This is a genomic window from Paenibacillus sp. Negev47 (assembly GCF_058313655.1).
The window spans coordinates 3926570-3949372 of record NZ_CM177754.1 but is presented as its reverse complement, the minus strand read 5'-3'; the positions used below and the strand labels follow the sequence as shown (position 1 = coordinate 3949372).

Sequence of the window (22803 nt, the reverse complement as noted above, 5' to 3'; positions counted from 1 at the left end):
AGTGACAGAACTTAAAATACCGAAGCGGCTGACCACCGCACTTGTAAATTCATTGACAGCGGGTGTTGTCCCGCGCATTGGACTGGAGCAGATTGCTGTTGGTCGTAAGGCTGAAGTGGACGCGATCTTGCGAGATATGGACAATATCGCCGAGGGCGGCGCAGCGTTCAAGCTCATCACCGGTCGTTACGGCAGTGGTAAAAGCTTTCTTTTGCAAATGATTCGTAACTATGCGATGGATCGCGATTTCGTTGTGGCGGATGCGGATCTGTCACCGGAGCGACGATTGGTGGGCACCAAAGGTCAGGGACTTGCTACATATCGTGAGCTGATGACTCGTCTGTCTACACGCACGCGACCTGATGGAGGAGCCTTGGAGCCGATTTTGCAAAAATGGATCGCAGGGCTGCAACAATCCACGATGCAGAGTCAGAACCTGCGCCCGGATGACCCCGCTCTGCCGCTGGAAGTAGAGAAGCAGATCTATGCGGTGACGGGTGAGATGCAGAATCTGGTTCACGGCTTTGATTTTGCCAAAGTACTGGCGTCTTACTGGAACGGGTACAAGTTGGCTGATGATGATCGCAAACAGGCGGCGCTTCGCTGGCTTCGAGGAGAATTTGCAACCAAAACAGAAGCGAAAAAAGAACTCTCTGTCGGGGTCATCATTGACGATGACAACTGGTATGACTACTTTAAATTATGGTCTGAATTTACAGCGCGAATTGGTTACAAGGGATTGCTATTATTCATTGATGAAGCGGTGAATCTGTACAAAATTACAAACAGCGTCTCCAGACAAAGCAACTATGAGAAATTGCTGACCATGTTTAATGATACGATGCAGGGCAAGGCGGAGCACTTGGGCATATTTGTTGGCGGTACACCACAATTTGTAGAGGATGAACGGCGCGGACTATACAGCTATGAAGCGCTTCGCTCCAGGCTTATTGATGGTCGCTATGCAGCCAAAGCGTATGCGAATTATACAGGCCCGATCCTGAAACTGGCGATGTTATCGCATGAAGAGATTCTGATTCTGCTCCAGAAGCTGCGGCAGATTCATGCCTTGCATTTTGGATACAGCGCAAGTCTGACAGATGAACAATTGGTTGATTTTATGCAAACGGCAGTGAATCGACTGGGTGCGGATGAATTGCTGACGACGCGTGAAGTGGTAAGGGACTTTATGGATGTACTGCATACGCTCCACCAGAATCCCGAAGTGACTTATACTCAATTACTTGGTGACCGGGCTGCCAAACCTCAGGAAACGGGAAAAGGGGATGCATCCGCGAATCCGGATGATCTGGACGATTTTCTGGCGGAGTTTGAATTATGAGTGATAATCCATTCTATCGGCTGGCGCCGTTTGTTCAGGAGTTTATTTATAAAAAAAGATGGGATTCGCTTCGGCCTGCACAGATTGAAGCCTGCAATATCTGCTTTCATACCCCGCACCATATGTTGATTGCGGCAGGCACAGCCTCCGGTAAGACAGAGGCTGCTTTTTTTCCTGCATTGACCGAGCTGCATGAACGGCCTTCCAAATCGGTTGGCATCCTGTACATTGGACCGCTGAAGGCGCTGATAAATGACCAATTCGAACGTCTCAAAGATTTGTTATCCGAGGGAAATATTCCGGTATGGCATTGGCATGGAGATGTGCCTCAGGCGGAGAAAACAAAACTGATGAAGAACCCGTCCGGTGTGCTTCAGATTACCCCAGAATCGCTGGAAGGTCTGCTTATGAATCGCCCGAATGCGATTCCGGCACTGTTTCATGATCTGCGGTATGTCATCATCGATGAGGTACATGCCTTCATGGGAGCGGATCGGGGCATTCAGGTACTCAGCGAGCTTGCCAGAATAGAGCGAATGGCTGGCTGTGCACCGCGAAGAGTTGGCTTGTCCGCTACACTTAGTGACTATAATGCGGCTACAGCCTGGCTTGCTGCCGGAACGCAGCAGGGGGTAGATGTGGTCTCTTCCCCGGGGGGGCGCAAGCTGCGACTGCGAGTGGAACATTTCTCTTTCCCTGATGCACAGGATGAAGAACAGGCGGAACAGCTTCATAACGCCCGCAAAGCCTACTATGACTTCATCTATGAGAGCACACATCGCAAAAAAGCGCTGATCTTCACCAACAGTCGCACGGATGCCGAAGTCACCATTCTTGAGATGAGACGCGTTGCGGCTCGCAGAGAGGAACGTGATGTGTTCCATGTGCATCATGGAAGTATCTCGGCTATGTTGAGGGAGGAGACGGAAGCTGCCCTTCGCACCGGATCAGGGCCTGCTGTTGCTGCAGCAACAGTCACGCTCGAACTGGGCATCGATCTGGGCGAGCTGGAACGTGTGGTTCAGCTTGGTGCACCTTATAGTGCGTCTAGTTTTGTGCAACGGCTGGGCCGTTCGGGAAGACGGGAAGACATGGCTTCGGAAATGCTCTTTGTATGTCCGGAGGAAGAAGATGAAGAAGCGCAATTACCAGCACGGATGCCATGGACGTTGATGCGTGCGATTTCTGTTATTGAACTATATGTAAAAACGAAATGGGTCGAGCCGCTTGAAGCCCGCAAAATGCCCATAGGTGTACTCTACCATCAGACGATGAGCATGCTGAAAAGTATGGGGGAGGCGGAGCCGAGAGACCTTGCGGAAGCAATCCTCTCGCTCGCACCGTTCTCGTTGATGAGCCCCGATCAATATCAGGTATTCCTGAATTACCTCATCGATACAGATCACCTGCAATGGACAGAAGAGCGAACTTTAATTATTGGACTTACCGGTGAGAAAATTGTGAATAATTATCGCTTCTACGCAGTGTTCAAGGACGATGAGGAACATAAAGTGCTGAACGGCTCCGAAGAGATTGGTTCCATTACAACCGTACCCCCACCGGGGTATTGCTTCTCGCTCGCAGGCAAACTGTGGAAAGTCGAAGAGGTGGACCACAAGCACAAGGCTGTGTATGTGAAGTCTGCCAAAGGAAAAGTGGATACGTTATGGCTTGGGGCGGGAGGAGATATTCATACGACGGTAGTACAGAAAATGCGTGAAGTCTTGTCCGAATCGACCATCTATCCGTACCTGTCACCGCAAGCCGTCAATCGACTGGAACGAGCACGCCGCCTCGCTCGAGAAAGTGGTCTGCTGAAGCAAGTCGTTATTCCCGCAGGGGGAGATTCCATGTATGTTCTTCCCTGGGTGGGAAGTAAATCTTTCCGTACATTGGAGCGCTTGATGAAGCATAATCTGTCCGGGAAGCTTGCTTTGCGTTCTGTCGTACCCATGGAACCCTATTATTTTGTAGTGTCCGGGAAGGTCGATGAACGAACTTTGTTAGCCGAAATCATGAGTGAGTGTCGGTCAGCTCAGGACGCCTCTGCGTTACTGGCTGAAGATGAAGCACCTTATTTAGGCAAGTATGATGAATTCGTCGCGCCGCCTCTGATCCGTGAGGCTTTTGCCGTGGATGGGCTGGATTTGGATGGATTGAAGGCAGGTCTACAGCAAACATTGGAGTGGGATTCCTCGAACTCCAATCAGGTATTTTAACTTTTACATCGAATAGGGTTGACACCACCTCACCTCCCATGTAATATATGAAAAGTCGTCACACACGAATTACATCAAATTGCATATATCATTTCGTATAACCTCGCAGGCCGAAAGTGTACACAGGGCGAGGGTCTCTACGGGAAGCCTATACTTCCTAACTACGATGCCAAGGAATCGATGTATTCCTTGCTCGTTGTTAGGATTTTTTGCATTTTCGATGGTGTCTGTGACCTTGGCATGAGCCAAACATGCGGACGTATTTTTCAATCATCAGGAGGTTTATTCACAAATGAAATATTATCTGTCCGTTCTCGCGGGAGCGATGAGCTATGGCATATTATCCACGATTGTGGTTCTGGCTTACGGTGAAGGATATAAACTTGGAGAGGTTGTGGGAGCACAACTGATTACGGGTTTTCTCCTATCCTGGATGCTGGCGCTATACACACGATTTAGAACAAAACGCAAGTCCCAAACAGCTGTAAAAGCATCAGGAGCCGTGGCACAGGTATTCAAACGGTTGACGTGGAAACAACGTCTGCTATTGATGGCAGCCGGAACACCAACGGTAATTACAGGTCTCGTCTATTATCAGTCTTTACGTTATATCCCGGCATCACTTGCCATTATCCTGTTGTTCCAGTTCACATGGATTAGCGTATTGATTCAAGCGATAAGCAAACGTCAACGTCCGGATAAAGTGACGTTCCTGACGTTGATCATTCTATTCGGCGGAACCTTGCTGGCAGCCGGTTTCCTGGAACAGGGACTGGGTGAGTTTAACGGTCTGGGTATTGCTCTTGGACTAATGGCAGCCGTAAGTTATTCCCTGTTCGTATTGTTCAGCGGCAAAGCAGTTCCTTCTGCACACCCGGCCTTCCGCAGTGCGTGGATGGTTACAGGCGGATTGATCCTGCTGTGCATTTTGTTCCCGCCGACTTTCCTCTTTAACGGATTGATCTGGAGTCAGTTATTGGTGTTCGGACTACTGCTCGGATTCTTCGGGGCTTTCATTCCACCAGTACTGTTCGCCATTGGCGTTCCGCATATTGGTGGCGACATGGCCGGAATTCTGGGTGCAGTGGAGCTTCCAATTGCAGTATTATTATCCTCTATCGTGCTCCATGAGCATGTCAGCGGATTGCAATGGTTCGGGGTTATCATTGTGCTCATTGGTGTAGCCCTGCCAGAGTTGTATAAATTACGAATGAGACGAAGTCGAAGTAAACCGATCTATTCCTGATTCTTACCAAAAGGGATATTACGGAGAATGAGCGGGAATACCCGTAGATAAGCCTGAGAAATCAGGCTTTTTTTATTGAAGTAATTTGGCTCAACCGCAATAGCCCAGAGGGGTCATTTTCATTGTCATGCGAATCAGGTATGCTTAAAGAATACATCCGTCTGTTGATTGAATATTGATGAGACATCGAATGAGGAGTGTTTAGATGAAAAGCTGGTTTGGAAAAACATGGCCTTGGTTAACACTGGGCCTGACGGTTGTCGTATTGCTTGGATCTTTTTTGTTTTATTTTATGGGTAAAGACCTGTCCCCGGGATCGGGAAGTGCGGTAACTGCACAAGCGGAGACAGCGGAGGATCTGAAAGGATATGAAGTCATTGATGTGGACGTAAGCAACGATGGTTTTGGACCCGACGTTATTGAGGTGAAAGCTGGCGTGCCGACTAAAATCAACTTTATTCTGACCCGGTCGGTGACACATGTCAAATCGGTGGGATCACAAAAGCTTGGCATGGATCTATACATGCAAAAGGGAGCCAATTATTATACTGTCGACAAAGACCTGCCCAAGGGAGAATACGAAATTCACTGTGGCATGTATATGATATACGCAACGATTAAGGTCGTATAAGCAGAAGGAGCATGGTTTCGGGTTACCGAGCTTTGCTCCTTTTTTTGGTGCGTGATATCATGGGAAAGTGGGTAAAATCGATCAGGAGGTGGCGAAATGAAAGCGCTATTTATTGGAGGGACAGGCACCATCAGTACGGCCATTACGGAGATGCTTGCACAGCAAGGCTGTGAACTCTATTTGATTAATCGGGGTAATCGTAATGATGAGTTACCGGCCGAAGTCAAGGTACTTCAAGCCGATATTAATGACGAGGCCCGCGTAGCGGAACTGATTGCTGATCTGGAATTCGATGTTGTGGCAGACTTTATCGCCTTTGTGCCGTCTCAATTGGAGCGAGATTACCTTTTGTTCAAAGATAAAACAAAGCAGTTTATTTTTATCAGTTCAGCATCAGCGTATCAGACACCTTTGGCAGATTATCGGATCACGGAAGGGACGCCATTATCGAATCCATACTGGGAGTATTCTCGCAACAAGATTGCGTGTGAAGACTATCTGATGAAACAATATCGTGAGCATGGATTCCCCGTGACTATTGTGCGTCCGAGCCATACGTATGGGGACCAATCAGTACCTCTCGGTGTTCATGGTGCTCAAGGCAGCTGGCAGGTTCTCAAGCGCATACGTGAAGGAAAACCCGTTATCATTCATGGAGATGGCACATCACTGTGGACCATTACGCACAATACTGATTTTGCCAAAGGGTTTATCGGGCTTATGGGAAATATCCATGCGATTGGTGAATCGGTACATATCACCTCAGATGAATCCGTCACGTGGAATCAGATTCATGAGATTATTGCCAGCGTGTTGGGTGTTAAGCTTCATGCGGTACATGTACCCTCTGAGTTCTTGGCAGCATGCAGTGACCAGGATCTGCGCGGCGGTTTGCTAGGGGACAAAGCCAATACCGTTGTGTTCGATAACAGTAAACTGAAACGGCTTGTTCCGGAATTTGTAGCAACGACAAGAGCCGATCAGGGCATTCGACGTACGATTGAGCATATTCTGGAGCATCCTGAATTACAGACCGAAGATCCTGAATTTGATGTATGGTGTGACAAGGTCGTTGGCGCATTGGACGAGGCGTTATTGAAGATAAGGGATGAGAAGTGAAACCTTCCTGATCTAGCTTCCGCCCTATGGAGCACTTAAGCAGATCCGAAGCCGCAGCGCTAATCTTCCGTTTGAATAAGCTGATGCAAGTCATTACCGCTTGATTGGCTTTTAATGCTATAATAGGTTGCCAATATGATAAAAAAGGGTAATGAACAATGGTGATGAATAATGAATAATAAATTTATCCGGATATATGAAGACATTGCAGATCGTATTCGGACTGGAGAGATTGAGGCAGGTACGCTCCTTCAATCGGAACTGGATCTATCGGAAAGTTATCAAACATCCCGAGAGACCATTCGCAAAGCGCTGAAAATGTTGTACGAAGAAGGTTATATTCAGAAGATTCAAGGCAAGGGCTCGATTGTACTCGATATTCGGAAGATCGATTTTCCCATCTCAGGTCTGGTTAGCTTCAAGGAATTAGCCAAAAAAATGGGGCATCGGGCTCAAACGTATGTGAAGGTTTTCGAGGAGCAACAAGTGGATCAGGCGCTGCACAAAAAAATCAACTTTGGTCTGAATGAACAGGTCTGGGAGATCAGACGTGTGCGCAAAGTGGATGGAGAACACGTCATTCTGGACAAAGATTACATCAGCCAGCGACTTGTTCCGGGTCTCAGCAAAGAAATCTGTAATGATTCCATCTATGAGTACATTGAACAGGAGTTGGGTCTATCCATTTCATTTGCCAAGAAGGAAATTTTGGTGGAAGAACCCACTGCGGAGGACAGGGAATTACTTGATCTCGAAGGGTTCCACAATGTAGTTGTGGTGAGGAGCCAGGTATACCTGGAGGATGCCAGTCAATTTCAGTATACGGAGTCGAGGCATCGACCGGATAAGTTCAGATTTGTGGATTTTGCACGCCGCAGATGAGTTAAACAGAATCGATCAGAGAGTACCTTTCACTGCTTTATTGGGTGGATAGGTACTCTCTTTGGTTGTAGGGGAATCCGAAGATCGTCCATCAAGAACCGCTTAATGTCAATGTTCTTCCTCCATACTCGAGCGTATGATCATAATATACACGAGGCCAAGGAGTGAGGGAATTGAATCACGTGACAGCGAAATCGAACGTTCGCATATGGGAAGAAACCAGAGATATTCCAACCTATGGTACAGGTAAACCGGACAAAAATCCGATGTTTCTTGAAAAGCGAATCTATCAGGGGAGTTCGGGTAAGGTGTATCCGCATCCCGTGATCGACAGCATTGAAGATGAAGCAAAAATGCAATCTTATCGATTAGTTATTCTGGAAAATGAATATATACGTATTGAGATGATGCCAGAACTGGGTGGTCGGATCTACCGTGCGCTGGACCGGACTAACGATTACGATTTTGTATATTATAACCGGGTGATTAAACCTGCGCTTGTGGGTCTAGCAGGGCCATGGATCTCAGGGGGAATTGAATTCAACTGGCCACAGCATCATCGGCCGAATACGTTTGGTCCGGTGGACTATACATTTGCCAGTAATGAAGATGGAAGCGCTACCGTATGGGTAGGTGAGATTGATCGTATGTACGGTACCAAAATGACTGCGGGCTTTACATTGCATCCGGGCAAAGCCTATCTTGAAATCCATGCCGAGGTATATAATCGAACCACCGCACCTCAAACTTTTCTCTGGTGGGCCAATCCGGCTGTGGCTGCCAACGATCATACGCAATCCGTGTTTCCACCAGATGTAACGGCTGTGCTGGATCATGGCAAACGGGATGTATCCCGGTTTCCCATCGCAACAGGCACGTACTATAAGATGGATTATTCCGAAGGTGTGGACATTTCACGTTACAAAAATATACCGGTTCCAACATCCTACATGGCGTATAAGTCGAATTATAATTTCGTAGGCGGCTATGACCATGGAGTTCAGGCTGGTTTGTTGCATGTAGCTAATCACCATATCTCACCCGGCAAGAAACAATGGACCTGGGGGAATGGGGCATTCGGGCAAGCCTGGGATCGCCAGTTGACGGACGAGGATGGTCCTTATATTGAATTAATGACAGGTATCTATACCGATAATCAGCCTGATTTTACATGGTTACAGCCCTATGAAGCCAAATCATTTTCGCAATATTTTATGCCGTACAAAGGAATTGGCATGGTCAAAAATGCAACGATCGATGCAGCGGTTAACCTGGAAATGGACGAAACGACAGGAACAGTAACCGTGATGGTGTACGCTACATCGGTTTATGATCAAGTGATTGTTGAAGTAAAAGGACCGACCGCAGTATATCTCCAGGACAGATGTAACGTCTCACCTACGCAAGTATATCAAACTTCATTCTTGTGGAGTGGGCACGATGAGTGGCATCAGGTGAAATTAACTGTTCGAACTGCGGAAGGAAGACTGCTTGTGGCCTATCAGCCTGAACGGTCTGAGATTCAGGAAGTACCGGATCCGGCCATACCACTCCCCCTCCCGTCCGAGATTCAGACCAATGAACAATTATATCTGGCGGGTCTGCATCTGGAGCAATATCGGCATGCCACGTATGAACCGGAATCTTATTATCTGGAAGGGTTGAAGCGTGATGCAACGGATATTCGTCTGAACATTGCGTATGGCACATTGCTGCTGCGAAGAGGGCTGTTTCAAGATGCAGAGAGACATTTCACACAGGCCGTAGAGTCACTTACGTGGAAAAATACGAATCCATATGATAGTGAAGCTTATTATCAGCTCGGTCTATGTCTGAAACTACAGGGGAAACAGGAAGAATCCTATGCAGCTCTCTATAAAGCCGTATGGTCTGCCCAGTATCAGGATACTGGCTATTATATACTTGCTCAGATAGATACAGCACTACATAGGGACAAGGGAGCGCTGGATCACATTGAACGTTCGCTGATCCGTAACGCCAGGAATTATAAGGCTCGTCATCTGAAAGTGGCTCTGCTACGCCGAATGGGCCAGGACTTACCTGCCATCCAATATGCACGTGAGACACTGGAATTGGACCCGGTTGAATTTGGAGCCGCACATGAATTAGTTCTGATCTATAACAGAGCTACTTCACCGTTAGATAAAGAACAAGCCGATCAAGCTCGCGATCATTTCCATCGTCTCATGCGAGGAGACGTTCATAATTATCTGAATCTAGCCGCGGATTATGCCGAGAGCGGATTGTGGGAAGAAGCACTATTGGTTCTCTCCTATGTTGAATCCGAAGTCTCACAACTGTACCCGATGATTGATTATGCTCAAGCCTACTTGTATCGTCAGTTGGGTGATGCGGAGCAGGCCGGGGAATGTCAGAAGCAGGGGGAGGCTGCTCCAACCGATTATTGTTTTCCTAATACTCTTTTTGAGTTATTGGTGCTTCAGGATGTATTGGCGGCTGATCAGAACGATGCGCGTGCTCATTATTACCTGGGCAATTGGTTATATGATCATAAACGTTACGAAGAAGCAATCTCCCATTGGGAAACTTCGCGTGAGGCAGATGCTACATTTTCAACGGTACATCGGAATCTGGGGCTGGCTTATTATAACAAGCTGAATCGGCCCGACCTAGCACTCGCATCATTGGAGGAAGCTTTCCGGTTGGATTCGCAGGATGCACGGATCTTCTACGAGTTGGATCAACTGCGCAAGAAGATAGGGTATTCCTGCGAGCATCGAATCAAACAGCTGGAAGATCACATGGAGCTGGTTCATCACCGTGACGATCTGTATATTGAGTGGGTAACTTTATTGAATATGCAGGGTAGTCATCGGGAAGCATGGAATGCCCTTCAGACAAGGATGTTTCATCCTTGGGAAGGTGGAGAAGGTAAGGTCACAGGACAATACGTTACGGCGTTGACGGAGCTGGCGAAGCAGAACCTGGAGAAACAACAACCTGAACAAGCGTTGGAACTGTTGCAGAAAGCTCTGGAGTATCCGGAGAATCTGGGTGAGGGCAAGCTGGAGAGAGCCGGTGACAATCCATTGTACTATTACCTTGGCTGTGCGTATCAGCAGATGAACAATATACAGGACGCCGAGGAAAGTTTCCAGAGAGCATTGATCGGCCTGAACGAACCTGCAAGCGCGATGTTCTATAATGATCAGCCGCCGGAATGGATCTATTATCAGGGTCTGGCTTGGCAGAAGCTTGGCAATACGAAGGAAGCAAACCGACGGTTTAACAAACTGATTGATTATGCCGAAAGACATATGCAAGATCACATCCGAATGGATTACTTTGCGGTATCTCTGCCCGATTTTCTAGTATTCGATGACGATCTAGATCAGCGAAATGAAGAACATTGCCGATATATGCGGGCATTGGGTCTTCTGGGACTGGGTCGGACGAGTGAAGCCAAACTTGAGTTGGAGCGGGTACTGGAGAAGAACCCGAATCATCAAGGGGCAATCCTCCATCGGTAATCGACCCACCCATATCCTCATATAACGAAGGAGTTATATTCCATGAATAATAGTATAGCAGGAAGCCAGATTCGTTTCATACTGGATGCGGAAGATAAAGAGATTCGTGCGGGCCGCATGACTGGCAGTGGCGGCAAAAGTCCGCGAGGGGAGTCTTATGACTTTACTAACTATTATATGACCCGTAATGCTAAACCTTATATTCCTGTGGTTGGTGAATTTCATTTCTCCAGATTCGCTTACTTGCAGTGGGAGGAAGAATTGCTGAAGATGAAGGCAGGCGGGGTGAATATCGTCGCTTCTTATGTCTTCTGGAATTTTCACGAGGAACAAGAAGGGGAATTTAATTGGTCAGGAAACCTGAATTTGCGGCACTTTGTGGATCTGTGTGGTAAACATGAACTGCCGCTGATCGTACGAATTGGTCCATTCTGTCATGGGGAAGTGCGTAATGGCGGGATGCCGGATTGGCTATTCAGCTATCCATTCGAAGTCAGGTCGAACGATGAAGGGTATCTGTATTACGCCAAGCGATTATATCGGGAGATTGCCCGTCAGCTCAACGGCAGTTTCCACCAGGAGGGTGGACCTGTTATTGGGGTACAGTTAGAAAATGAGTACATGCACGCTGGCGCACCCATGGATGCCTGGGGTTATACACGCGAAAAATACATTTCCTCCGGCCGGGATGGACGAGAACATCTGAAGGTGCTTCGCCATATTGCCGAAGAAGTCGGTATGAAGCCGATGTTCTATACTGCCACGGCCTGGGGCAATGCTGCGGTGCCTGAAGAAGGAACGTTACCCATGCTAGCGGGGTATGCTTACACACCATGGATCCCCAATCAGCCTCCAAGCCGGGAGTATCTGTTCCGGGATCTGCATATGAATCCTGTGGAAGAAGTGGATTATGACAGTCTGGAGTACCCTGCTGCGTATTGTGAGCTTGCTGGCGGCATGCAGGTCAGTTATCACGCTCGTCCGGTTGTCGATGCGGACAGTGTCGAGGCGATGACCATTGTGAAGCTGGCGAACGGCAGCAATCTGGTTGGCTATTATATGTATCACGGGGGGACCAATCCAATAGGCAAAAATTCATATATGAATGAGCAGGCATTGCCGAAAATGACGTATGATTACCAAGCCCCACTCGGAGAATTTGGACGTATTGGTGAATCGTATGACCGTATTCGGACCTTGTCCATGTTCCTGGAAGCATACGGTGAGTTGCTTGCGCCAATGGGGTGTGTTGTACCGGAAGGTCAGCAATCGATAACTCCGGAGAACACGTTGGATCTGCGCTGGTCTGTTCGGCAACAATCAGGCTCAGGATTTCTGTTTATGAATAATTATCAGGATCATGTAACGCTGCCTGATCGTGGTATTCAATTGGAACTGCATACAAGCAAAGGGGTTGCTTCTTATCCAAGAGAAGGGACGATGCAGCTGAAATCCGGCTCGGCGGCCATTCTACCTTTCCATATGAATCTGGATGGCCTAAATATCATCAGTGCTACCGTTCAACCACTGACCCGATTTATGGTGGACAATGAACTTACGGCTGTCTTTTATGCCCACGAAGGCATGACGCCTGAGTATGTTATTGATACATCAACTGTTACGAATGTTGATATGCACGAAGGAACAGTATCGGAGCAGGGAAATGAAGTTGTGGTACACCCGATTGCCGGCAAAGACCATCATCTGCGAATCACAACATCGGATGGTGTGGGAATACGAATCATTACGTTGACTCGTGAAGAGGCCTTGCATGCCTACCGTTTCCGTGTGGGTGGACAAGAGAGACTTATAATCAGCAACAGTCATCTGTATCTACAGAATGAGATGCTCATATGCACATCGGTGGAGCAACCGGAGATGGAGGTATCCTTCTATCCGGCACCAGAACAGATTACCGCTTCTGAATATGCCGTCTCATCTCAATCTAAGCAAGGAGTATTCGATACGTACACATTCCAAGTTACGCCCTACAAGCCTCCTGTGGAGGTTGATTATCCGAAAGAGTATGCAGCAACACTGAGATTGGACACAGAATGGCCGGAACAGGTAGACGATGTATGGATTGAGATTGATTACAATGGAGATGTTGCTGCAGCCCACATCCATCATCAGCTGTTAACGGATCATATCCAGTATGGTCATAGTTGGGAGATTGGTCTGAAACAATCCCGCCACTTGCTGGCCGTTCACGCTCTGCGTCTGTCCATTACACCAATCCGGAGAGGAACGACAGAGAGCTATGTGAATCAGGCTTATGTTGAACGATTTAATGGTGTGGAGATCGGAACGTTTAGCGAGATTCGGGTAGTACCACATTACCGGGTCAGGTTGGTGTTGGCGTGAACAAGAAGACAAAGATTAGCATGAAGAGTTAACTAGTTTTTTTATTATACAGAAGGTTCTTTCTCCGAACTGCAATGAGGGGAGAGAGCCTTCTTTTTTGTGAGGAAAAAACACTTCCTAATCATGGTAAAAACAGCTTGACTAGTAAGCGTTTTCATTCTATTATAATTCATAACCTTATCGATAAGGTTTATTAATCCGAAACAAGTGAACTAATTAAGGTTTTTAGTTTAGGTCTAATTAGGGTTCGTTTACTTCGATAACCAACGATTTTAGTTAACTTATTGCCTGGAGCAGGGTTAATTGAAATAATAAAAAAATACAGGAGGTTCCAAACGAATGGTCAATCTGAAAAAGTGTACAATCTTCACGGTTATTGCTGCTCTCATGTTCATGGTATTAGGGAGTGCAGCCCCCAAAGCGTCTGCGGCTACAGGTTTTTATGTAAGCGGTAACAAATTATACGATTCCACAGGTAAGCCTTTTGTCATGAGAGGAGTTAATCACGGACATTCCTGGTTCAAAAATGATTTGAATACCGCTATTCCTGCAATCGCCAAAACAGGTGCCAACACGGTACGTATTGTTCTTTCGAATGGTACCCAGTACACCAAAGATGATCTGAACTCTGTTAAAAACATTATTAACGTGGTTAACCAAAATAAAATGATAGCTGTACTTGAAGTACATGATGCCACAGGGAAAGATGACTATAATTCATTGGACGCGGCAGTGAACTACTGGATTAGTATTAAGGAAGCCTTGATTGGCAAAGAAGATCGAGTTATCGTCAACATTGCCAATGAATGGTATGGAACGTGGAACGGAAGTGCCTGGGCTGATGGATATAAGAAGGCCATTCCGAAACTTAGAAATGCGGGAATTAAAAATACGCTGATTGTGGATGCAGCAGGATGGGGACAGTTCCCACAATCCATCGTGGATTATGGACAAAGTGTATTTGCAGCCGATTCGCAGAAAAATACGGTCTTCTCCATTCACATGTATGAGTATGCAGGTAAAGATGCAGCAACGGTCAAAGCCAACATGGAGAATGTGCTGAACAAAGGTTTGGCTCTGATCATTGGTGAATTCGGGGGATACCATACCAATGGTGACGTGGACGAATATGCCATCATGAGATATGGTCAGGAAAAAGGGGTAGGCTGGCTTGCCTGGTCGTGGTACGGAAACAGTTCCAATCTGAACTATCTGGACATGGCTACAGGTCCGAACGGAAGCTTGACCAGCTTTGGCAACACCGTCGTTAATGACACCTATGGTATCAAAAACACTTCCCAAAAAGCGGGGATTTTCTAATCCGCCTATGAAACAGGAACACTCTGACGGTTACGTCAGGGTGTTTTTTAATAAAAGTGCTTAATCCATGAAAACTTTTGAATTTTTCCGTTTATATATAAAATCTTTTGTTTTCAAAACAAAACAAAGATGATAAACTCGGATTAGGAATAAAACAAACATTATCGGAGGGAAACGAATGGTACAGAGTTTATGGAATGCATCGCAGGCATCTGAGAAAACAACAGGACTGGAGCAATTGGTCTACCGATCCAATCTGATTGGATCCGATCGCAGTGTATGTAACATCTACGGTGGTAATACGTCTACCAAAACGACAGTAAAGGATTTTCGGGGTCGTGATGTAGAAGTAATGTATGTGAAGGGAAGCGGGTCTGACCTCGGTTCCATGGAAGCGAAGCATTTTACGGGACTTGGACTTGAAGATATAAGGCCGTTAATTGAACGTGAATCCATGTCGGATGAAGAGATGGTTGAATATTTGGGTCATTGCATGATTGATGCCAAGCACCCGCGTGCCTCCATCGAGACTCTGCTGCATGCGTTCCTTCCATATAAGCATGTGGATCATACTCACCCGGATGCCATTATCAGTTTGTGCTGTGCACATAACGGCAAGGAATTGGCGAGAGAGATCTACGGTGATCGTTTTGTATGGGTACCTTATGTACGTCCAGGATTCACGTTATCCAAAATGATTGCTGAAAGCGTATTCTCGAATCCAAATGCCGAACTCGTATTGATGGAAAAACACGGACTTGTGACTTGGGGAGAAACATCCGAGGAATGTTACGCTCAGACAATCAAGATCATCAATGAAGCGGAAGCATTCATCGAAGCTCGGGTGAACGAAGGCAGCTTGTTCGGTGGTGTGAAACACCCGGCACTTGCCCCAGAGGTTCGTCGTCAGATCGTATCACGTGTAATGCCAACGATTCGTGGAGCGGTATCGGATAGCAAAAAAATGATATTGTCCTTTGATGATCAGGAGGATGTACTTACTTTTGTGGGCGGAGCGGATTCTCCGCAATTGTCTCAGGTAGGTGCGGCTTGCCCGGATCATCTGGTACATACCAAAGTCGTACCTCTGTTCATTGACTGGACGCCGGATGCGGATGATATTGAAGGCTTGCAAGCCAAGCTGGTGGAAGGCGTTGCCGCCTACAAAGAGCAATATCAGCAGTATTTTGAGAGCAACAAAAACGAAGGTGATGTCATGTTCGAAGCGGCACCACGAGTGATCCTCATTCCAGGTGTGGGCATGATCAACACAGGCAAGAGCTGGGCGCTCTCTCAAGTAAGCGGTGCGTTGTATCACAGAGCGATCGCCGTCATGCGTGGGGCTACAAGCTTGGGCCAATTCGTATCGCTCAGTGCAAACGAATCTTACAATGTGGAGTACTGGCCGCTGGAACTCTACAAATTGTCTCTGGCTCCGGCCGAAACGGAATTCTCGCGCAAAGTGGCGTTTATCACAGGTGGAGCAGGCGGGATCGGAAGTGAAACAGCACGTAGACTGGTGTCTGAAGGCGCACATGTGGTGCTCGCTGATCTCAACCTGGAGGGCGCACAGAAGGTAGCACAGGAAATCAATGATCAGTACGGTGCGAATCGTGCTTATGCGCTGAAAATGGACGTGACCGATGAGGAAGCCGTTCAATCTGCGTATGCTGATGTTTCAGTGCAATATGGCGGAGTGGATATCATCGTAAATAATGCTGGATTAGCCACATCCAGCCCATTTGACGAGACGTCCCTGAAAGAATGGAACCTGAACATGAATGTACTGGGTACGGGATATTTCCTTGTTGCTCGCGAAGCATTCAAGCTGATGAAACAGCAGGGTATTGGTGGAAGCATGGTATTTATCGGGTCCAAGAACTCGGTGTATGCAGGTAAAAGTGCCTCGGCTTACAGCTCAGCGAAAGCGCTGGAAGCACATCTGGCACGTTGTATTGCAGCAGAAGGTGGAGAGTATGGCATTCGTGTCAACACGATTCTTCCAGATGCCATTCTACAGGGTTCAGCGATCTGGAACGGTTCCTGGAGAAATGAACGAGCAGCGGCTTACGGGATCGAGCCCGATCAATTGGAAGAGTATTACCGCAAACGGACGACATTGCTCGTGAATATCTATCCAAGAGATATTGCGGAAGGAATCGCATTCTTTGCTTCTTCGAAATCCGAAAAAACAACCGGTTGCATGATGACCATTGATGGCGGTGTACCAGCAGCATTTACACGTTAAAAGGAGGATTCTTGCGGATGGATAACCAAGTCAAGCAAGCTTATGAAGCAGCTAAGTCATTGTATGCAAAGCACGGAATCGATACGGACCAAGTACTGAACAAACTCGAGGAGATCAAAGTATCCGTACATTGCTGGCAAGGCGATGATGTCAAAGGATTTCTGAATAAGGATGGGGAGCTAACAGGCGGGATTTCCGTTACTGGTCAGTATCCGGGAGCTGCGACAACACCTTCGGAGCTTCGTAACGATCTGGAGCAAGCTTTTGCTCTGATTCCTGGCAAACATAAGGTCAATCTGCACGCAATCTACACAGATACAGATGAGCAGGTTGAACTGGATCAGATTGAACCGAAGCATTATGAGAACTGGGTGAAGTGGGCCAAAGAACAAGGACTCGGTCTGGACTTTAACCCAACATGCTTTTCCCATGAAAAATCAAGTGATGGCTTCACGCTCAGTCATCCAGACCCTGAGATTCGCAAGTTCTGGATTAATCACTGCAAGGCGTCCCGTCGGATTGGTGCTTACTTCGGCGAACAGCTCGGTCAGACTTGTGTAACCAACGTATGGGTACCGGACGGATTCAAAGATAATCCGGTTGATCGCATGACTCCACGCAAACGTCTCAAGGAATCACTGGATGAAGTATTCGGCGAACCGCTTAATCCAGAGCACAATTTGGATGCGGTAGAGAGCAAGCTGTTTGGTCTCGGTTCGGAAGCTTATGTGGTGGGTTCACATGAATTTTATATGGGGTATGGTTTGCAAAACGATACGTTAATCTGTCTTGATGCGGGCCATTTCCATCCAACAGAGGTCATTTCCAACAAACTGTCATCCCTTGCTTTGTTTACCAGCGGTATCCTGCTTCACGTAAGCCGCCCGATGCGTTGGGACAGTGATCACGTTGTCATTATGGATGATGAGTTGCTCGAAATTGCCCGTGAACTGGTTCGACATGATCTGCTGACGACAACACATATTGGACTGGATTTCTTTGATGCAAGCATCAATCGTGTTGCTGCATGGGTTGTAGGGACACGTAATACGATCAAAGCTCTTCTGCGTGCAATGCTGGAACCGGTGGATGCCTTGAAACAAGCCGAACTGGAAGGGGATTACACGCTGCGCCTTGCCTTGACGGAAGAGTTCAAATCCTATCCGTTTGGCGCAATCTGGGACTATTATTGTGCCCAGCAAGGTGTTCCTGTTCGGGAACAATGGATCACGGATATCAAAACCTATGAACAAGAGGTATTGCTGCAACGTGATAAATCATTGGTGTAACGTTACACTTTCTAAACCACTACGGATGAATATTCCGTGGTGGTTTTTTTGACATAATCACTTTGAAATGCATAAGTGAGGCGATTGTTTCCATACTAGGAATATGGATCCGTATTGCACAAGTATGCTACGCAGAGGAGGACTAATAGAATTGAATCTAGCCCACAACAAACTATATATCGCTGCACTTGGCGGTGTGAATGAAATAGGGAAGAACATGTATTTCATCCAATACAACCAGGATATCATCGTCATTGACTGTGGTTCGAAGTTTCCGGATGAGACCTTGCCGGGGATTGATCTGATTATCCCGGATGTAACCTATCTGCTGGAGAACCTGGATAAAGTAAGGGCTCTTGTGGTTACCCACGGACACGAAGATCATATTGGTGGCATTCCCTATTTGCTAAAGCAAATGAATATTCCTGTATATGCTTCCAGACTTACACGCGGATTGATTGAACTTAAACTGAAAGAGCATCGGCTGCTACGCAAGGCTGATCTGCACACAATTGATGCCAAGTCCAGCATTACGCTGGGTGAGATCGATGTTTCCTTTTTCGCGACCAGTCATAGTATTCCAGATTGTCTTGGTGTTTTCTTCCAGACCCCCGCAGGCAATGTCGTACATACCGGGGATTTCAAATTTGACATGTCTCCCGTTAATGGACCTTTCCCTGATCTGCACCGCATGGCCGAGATTGGCAAGCAAGGTGTCCATATACTGCTCTCCGAAAGTACCAATGCGGAAAGGCCTGGATTTACACCTTCCGAGCGTATCGTAGGGGACCACATTCTGGATGCCTTTATCCGTGCAAAACAAAAAGTGTTTATCTCCACCTTTGCATCGAATGTCAGCAGAGTTCAACAGATTGTTAATGCAACATTCGAAACAGGGCGTAAACTGGCCTTACTGGGCAGAAGTATGGTGAATGTGGTGTCTGTTGCGAGTGACCTGGGCTATTTGCAAGTTCCTGATGGATTATTAATTGATGCAATGGATTCCAATCAGTTTCCACCAGAGCAGGTCGTTGTATTATGTACAGGTAGCCAAGGTGAAGCTATGGCTGCCTTGTCCCGCTTGGCAACAGGGAAACATCCCCATGTAAGGGTAGAGGCCGGAGATACAGTTATCCTTGCAGCTGGTGCTATTCCGGGCAATGAGCGCAATTTGGCTCATGTGATTGATAACCTGTATGTTCTCGGAGCGCGCGTGATATATGGTTCTAGTGGTGCCGCAGGAATGCATGTCTCTGGACACGGCAGTCAGGAAGAGCTCAAATTGATGTTGACCCTCATGAAGCCGGATTATCTGATTCCGATTCACGGTGAGTTCCGTATGTTGTATCAGCACAGACTGCTTGCCGAGTCCGTAGGTATAGAGCGTGATCATGTCTTTATTGTGAATAACGGAGATATGGTTCAGTACAAAGATGGCGTGGCCTCTCTTGGTCCCAAAATTGCTTCAGGAAACAGTCTCGTGGACGGTCTGATCATGGGTGATGTAGGCAATATTGTACTTCGTGATCGCAGGCAACTGTCATCCGATGGTATGCTGGTGATCGTAACCACATTGAGCAAAACGGAGAAACAAATGGTTGCCTCACCCGAAATCATCTCCAGAGGGTTCGTGTTCGTGAAGGATTCGGAAGAATTCATGCATGAGATCCATGAGTTAGTTCTTAGCCGAATGGATGAGTTAATCGGGGCTGGAGTGAATCAGTGGAATGTGATCAAGAAAAAGCTGAAAGACGAGATTGGTCACTACATTTACGCGCAAACGAAGCGAAGACCCATGATCTTGCCGATTATTATCGAAGTGTAAGTCAGCAGGTATAAGGATTATCCTTGCCCTGATCGCCTGAACAAATATGTTTTGGAACTTAACAGCCTGATGAATGTGGGATCATACACCTGTATGATTACTACATTAGCATCGGGCTTTTGCTGTTCGTGCGATTCGAAGTATAATAAGAGGTAAACCAGTAATGAAATTAAGAGGAGTCTTTATGAATAAAACGATTTCTGATATCGCTCAGATGGCAGGTGTCGCGAAGAGCACGGTTTCTCGCTTCCTGAATGGCGGATCGGTTAGTGAAGATACACGCCAGAAGATTGAGCGCATTATCAAACAATACAATTATGTTCCCAACACATTTGCACAGAGTCTCAAGGCGAAGAAGACCAGTATTATCGGTACGGTAGTTCCGCGACTGGATTCTTTTGCAACATCTCAGACGCTGATCGGAATTGATGAAGAACTGAGAAGTAATCAATATCAGATGCTGATTGCGAATACGAGCCAGGACATGCAACGTGAGATTGATGCCATATATGATTTTGCAAGACAAAAGGTGTCGGGGATTATTCTCTTGGCTGCTGAAGTGACTGAAGCACATCTGAAAGCAGTGGAGGACATACGTATCCCTGTGTTGTTGGTGGGGCAACAACATGAGCAATTACACAGTTTGGTTCACAATGATGATCAGGCGGGTTATGAGATGGGCAGATATGTCGTGGAACAGGGCCATCGCAAGATGGTATACATGGGAGTAAGCGAGAGGGATCAGGCGGTGGGCATTCATCGAAAACAAGGGTTCCAGCGTGCAATTGCCGAATGTGGAGAATGTGAAGTGAAGTATTATGAGACAAGCTTCAAGATGTCGGAAGCCATCGTTACCGCTGAAGCCATACTGAAAGAGATCACACCAACGATCATCGTGGGGGCTACGGACAATATCGCATTGGGTGTAATGAAGATTGCATTCTCCAATAAAATCCGAATACCGCAAGACTTATCCATTACCGGATTTGGCGGATATGATATTACGGAGATGATTCATCCCACGCTGACGACTGTGAAATATCATTATTTGCAGGCAGGTCAAGTAGCGGCAAATCACATTATTCGTCTGGTCAAAGGCGAGTCGGTGGAGGAACGGACAGTACTTGATGTAGAACTTATTCCTAGAGAAAGCGTTGACAAAATATAAAAGCATCCTTTATGATAATTCCATCGAACCGGTTCCAATGCGAATGTCCAATTCGGATATGCGAAATTGGTCAGGCATTTATGCCATATGGAATTATTTTTTTGCGTCTAATGGAACCGGTTCCTACATTTTGAATGGAGAACAGCTATGAAAATGACTAGAGAGCAGCGCTACAGACGAATTGAACAAGCTGAGCCTGGAGAGATTGCGAAGCTTGAAGCACGGATATCCGAGTGTCCATGGAGACAGAGTTACCACATTCAGCCCATAACGGGTCTGCTTAATGATCCTAACGGCTTTGCATATTATCAAGGCTATTATCATCTGTTCTATCAGTGGTTCCCGCTTGGAACAGAACATGGCATGAAATACTGGTACCATACCCGCTCGAAGAATCTGGTGAACTGGGAATATGTCGGAATTGGAATCGAACCGGGTGACAGATATGACTCGCACGGAGCGTATTCCGGTAGTGCGATTGAAAAAGACGGCAAGCTACATTTACTGTATACAGGCAATACAAGAGATGAGGACTGGGTCCGACATCCATATCAATGCTTGGCAGTACTGGATGAAAGCGGTTCAGTAAGCAAATTGAATCACCCCGTTATCTCTTCGGTGCCACTGGGATACACGGAACATTTCAGAGATCCGAAAGTGTGGCAGCAGGGGGAGATGTATTATTGCGTAATCGGTGCCCAGCGAACAGACGAGACGGGATGTACGGTGTTATATCGTTCAACAGATCTGAAGAACTGGGAGTTTCTTGGTGAGATCCACACCGGGTTAACCAACTTCGGCTATATGTGGGAGTGCCCGGATTATATGGAGCTGGACGGGAAAGGTGTGCTTGTCTTTTCCCCACAAGGTCTGGATGCTGCGGGAGATCATTACCAGAATATTTTTCAGTCCGGTTATCTGATCGGTGAACCTCTGAATCTACAGACGAGAGAGTTCAATCATGGTGAATTTCAGGAGCTGGATCGTGGATTCGACTTCTACGCTCCGCAGACGATGCAGGCTCCGGACGGAAGACGTATTCTGGTTGGTTGGATGGGACTTCCCGATCTGGCGTATCCGACCGATGATAGCGGTTGGGCTCATTGCCTGACCATTCCTCGGCAATTGTCACTGATAGACGGCAAGTTAATCCAACAACCCGTTGCAGAGATGGTGCAATTGCGTCAGCAAGAGGAAGGAACTCATATTCGCGCAACGATTGATAATGAGAGTCGATTCTTCGCTGGTTTCGAGGGGGTTGCCTATGAGCTGATATGCGAGATAAGCCATGTAGAGGCAGAGACTGTCGGCATCGAATTCCGGGCAAATGGAGTTGAGAAAACGGTTCTTGTGTATGATCGAATTCAGCAAAAAGTTGTCTTGGATCGGACCATGGCAGGTGCCAAACTGGCAGAACAAAATGGTATGATCCGTCGATGCACGCTTACTACAGACAAGATTAAGTTCCATCTGTTCGTGGATTCATCTTCGGTTGAGATTTTTGTGAACGATGGGGAAGAGGTCTTTACCAGCCGGATTTTCCCAAGCCGGGAGAGTATAAGCATTCGTTTCTTTGCACTCGGAGGCAAGGCTGATTTTGAAGCAACCCAATGGGATTATTAAGTATTACGTGAGAGG

General features: G+C 47.0%; 14 protein-coding genes and 1 riboswitch. All 14 genes read left to right on the top strand.

Annotated elements, in window-relative coordinates; genetic code table 11:
- Position 1 precedes the first annotated feature (1 nt).
- The 14 genes from AC4G47_RS17550 (at position 2) to AC4G47_RS17485 (ending at position 22788) form a co-directional block, all read left to right on the top strand.
- A complete protein-coding gene (locus AC4G47_RS17550) occupies positions 2 to 1342 on the top strand; it encodes an ATP-binding protein (protein ID WP_491102017.1) in 1341 nt (446 codons plus the stop codon).
- Positions 1339 to 3561: a DEAD/DEAH box helicase gene (locus tag AC4G47_RS17545; RefSeq protein ID WP_491102016.1), complete on the top strand. Its 2223-nt coding sequence runs from the start codon at positions 1339 to 1341 to the stop codon at positions 3559 to 3561. Before AC4G47_RS17550 ends, AC4G47_RS17545 begins: the two co-directional genes overlap by 4 nt.
- 73 nt (positions 3562 to 3634) lie before the next feature.
- Positions 3635 to 3745, top strand: a riboswitch (purine riboswitch).
- A 108-nt stretch (positions 3746 to 3853) separates the two neighbouring features.
- Complete coding sequence (locus AC4G47_RS17540; RefSeq protein WP_491102015.1) at positions 3854 to 4807, top strand: EamA family transporter; 954 nt, start codon at positions 3854 to 3856, stop codon at positions 4805 to 4807.
- Between the two features lie 205 nt (positions 4808 to 5012).
- A complete protein-coding gene (locus AC4G47_RS17535; RefSeq protein WP_458126669.1) occupies positions 5013 to 5438 on the top strand; it encodes a cupredoxin domain-containing protein in 426 nt (141 codons plus the stop codon).
- Positions 5439 to 5534: 96 nt separating this feature from the next.
- Positions 5535 to 6557, top strand: a complete 1023-nt coding sequence (locus AC4G47_RS17530) for an SDR family oxidoreductase (protein ID WP_491102014.1) — start codon at positions 5535 to 5537, stop codon at positions 6555 to 6557.
- Positions 6558 to 6728: 171 nt separating this feature from the next.
- Positions 6729 to 7439, top strand: a complete 711-nt coding sequence (gene treR / locus AC4G47_RS17525; RefSeq protein ID WP_413409215.1) for a trehalose operon repressor — start codon at positions 6729 to 6731, stop codon at positions 7437 to 7439.
- 173 nt (positions 7440 to 7612) lie between these two features.
- Positions 7613 to 10951, top strand: a complete 3339-nt coding sequence (locus AC4G47_RS17520) for a DUF5107 domain-containing protein (protein WP_491102013.1) — start codon at positions 7613 to 7615, stop codon at positions 10949 to 10951.
- Positions 10952 to 10993: 42 nt separating this feature from the next.
- On the top strand, positions 10994 to 13315 hold the full coding sequence (locus tag AC4G47_RS17515) for a beta-galactosidase (protein WP_491102012.1): 2322 nt from the start codon (positions 10994 to 10996) through the stop codon (positions 13313 to 13315).
- 387 nt (positions 13316 to 13702) lie between these two features.
- Positions 13703 to 14635, top strand: coding sequence for a glycoside hydrolase family 5 protein (locus tag AC4G47_RS17510; protein ID WP_458127227.1), 933 nt, complete (start codon positions 13703 to 13705; stop codon positions 14633 to 14635).
- A gap of 178 nt (positions 14636 to 14813) precedes the next feature.
- On the top strand, positions 14814 to 16883 hold the full coding sequence (locus tag AC4G47_RS17505; protein WP_491102011.1) for a bifunctional aldolase/short-chain dehydrogenase: 2070 nt from the start codon (positions 14814 to 14816) through the stop codon (positions 16881 to 16883).
- A 17-nt stretch (positions 16884 to 16900) separates the two neighbouring features.
- Positions 16901 to 18172, top strand: a complete 1272-nt coding sequence (gene rhaA, locus AC4G47_RS17500) for an L-rhamnose isomerase (RefSeq protein ID WP_491102010.1) — start codon at positions 16901 to 16903, stop codon at positions 18170 to 18172.
- A 151-nt stretch (positions 18173 to 18323) separates the two neighbouring features.
- Positions 18324 to 19997, top strand: coding sequence for a ribonuclease J (locus AC4G47_RS17495; protein WP_491102009.1), 1674 nt, complete (start codon positions 18324 to 18326; stop codon positions 19995 to 19997).
- A gap of 184 nt (positions 19998 to 20181) precedes the next feature.
- Positions 20182 to 21165: a LacI family DNA-binding transcriptional regulator gene (locus tag AC4G47_RS17490; protein ID WP_491102008.1), complete on the top strand. Its 984-nt coding sequence runs from the start codon at positions 20182 to 20184 to the stop codon at positions 21163 to 21165.
- A gap of 147 nt (positions 21166 to 21312) precedes the next feature.
- Positions 21313 to 22788, top strand: coding sequence for a glycoside hydrolase family 32 protein (locus tag AC4G47_RS17485; RefSeq protein ID WP_491102007.1), 1476 nt, complete (start codon positions 21313 to 21315; stop codon positions 22786 to 22788).
- The last annotated feature ends 15 nt before the right edge of the window (positions 22789 to 22803 follow it).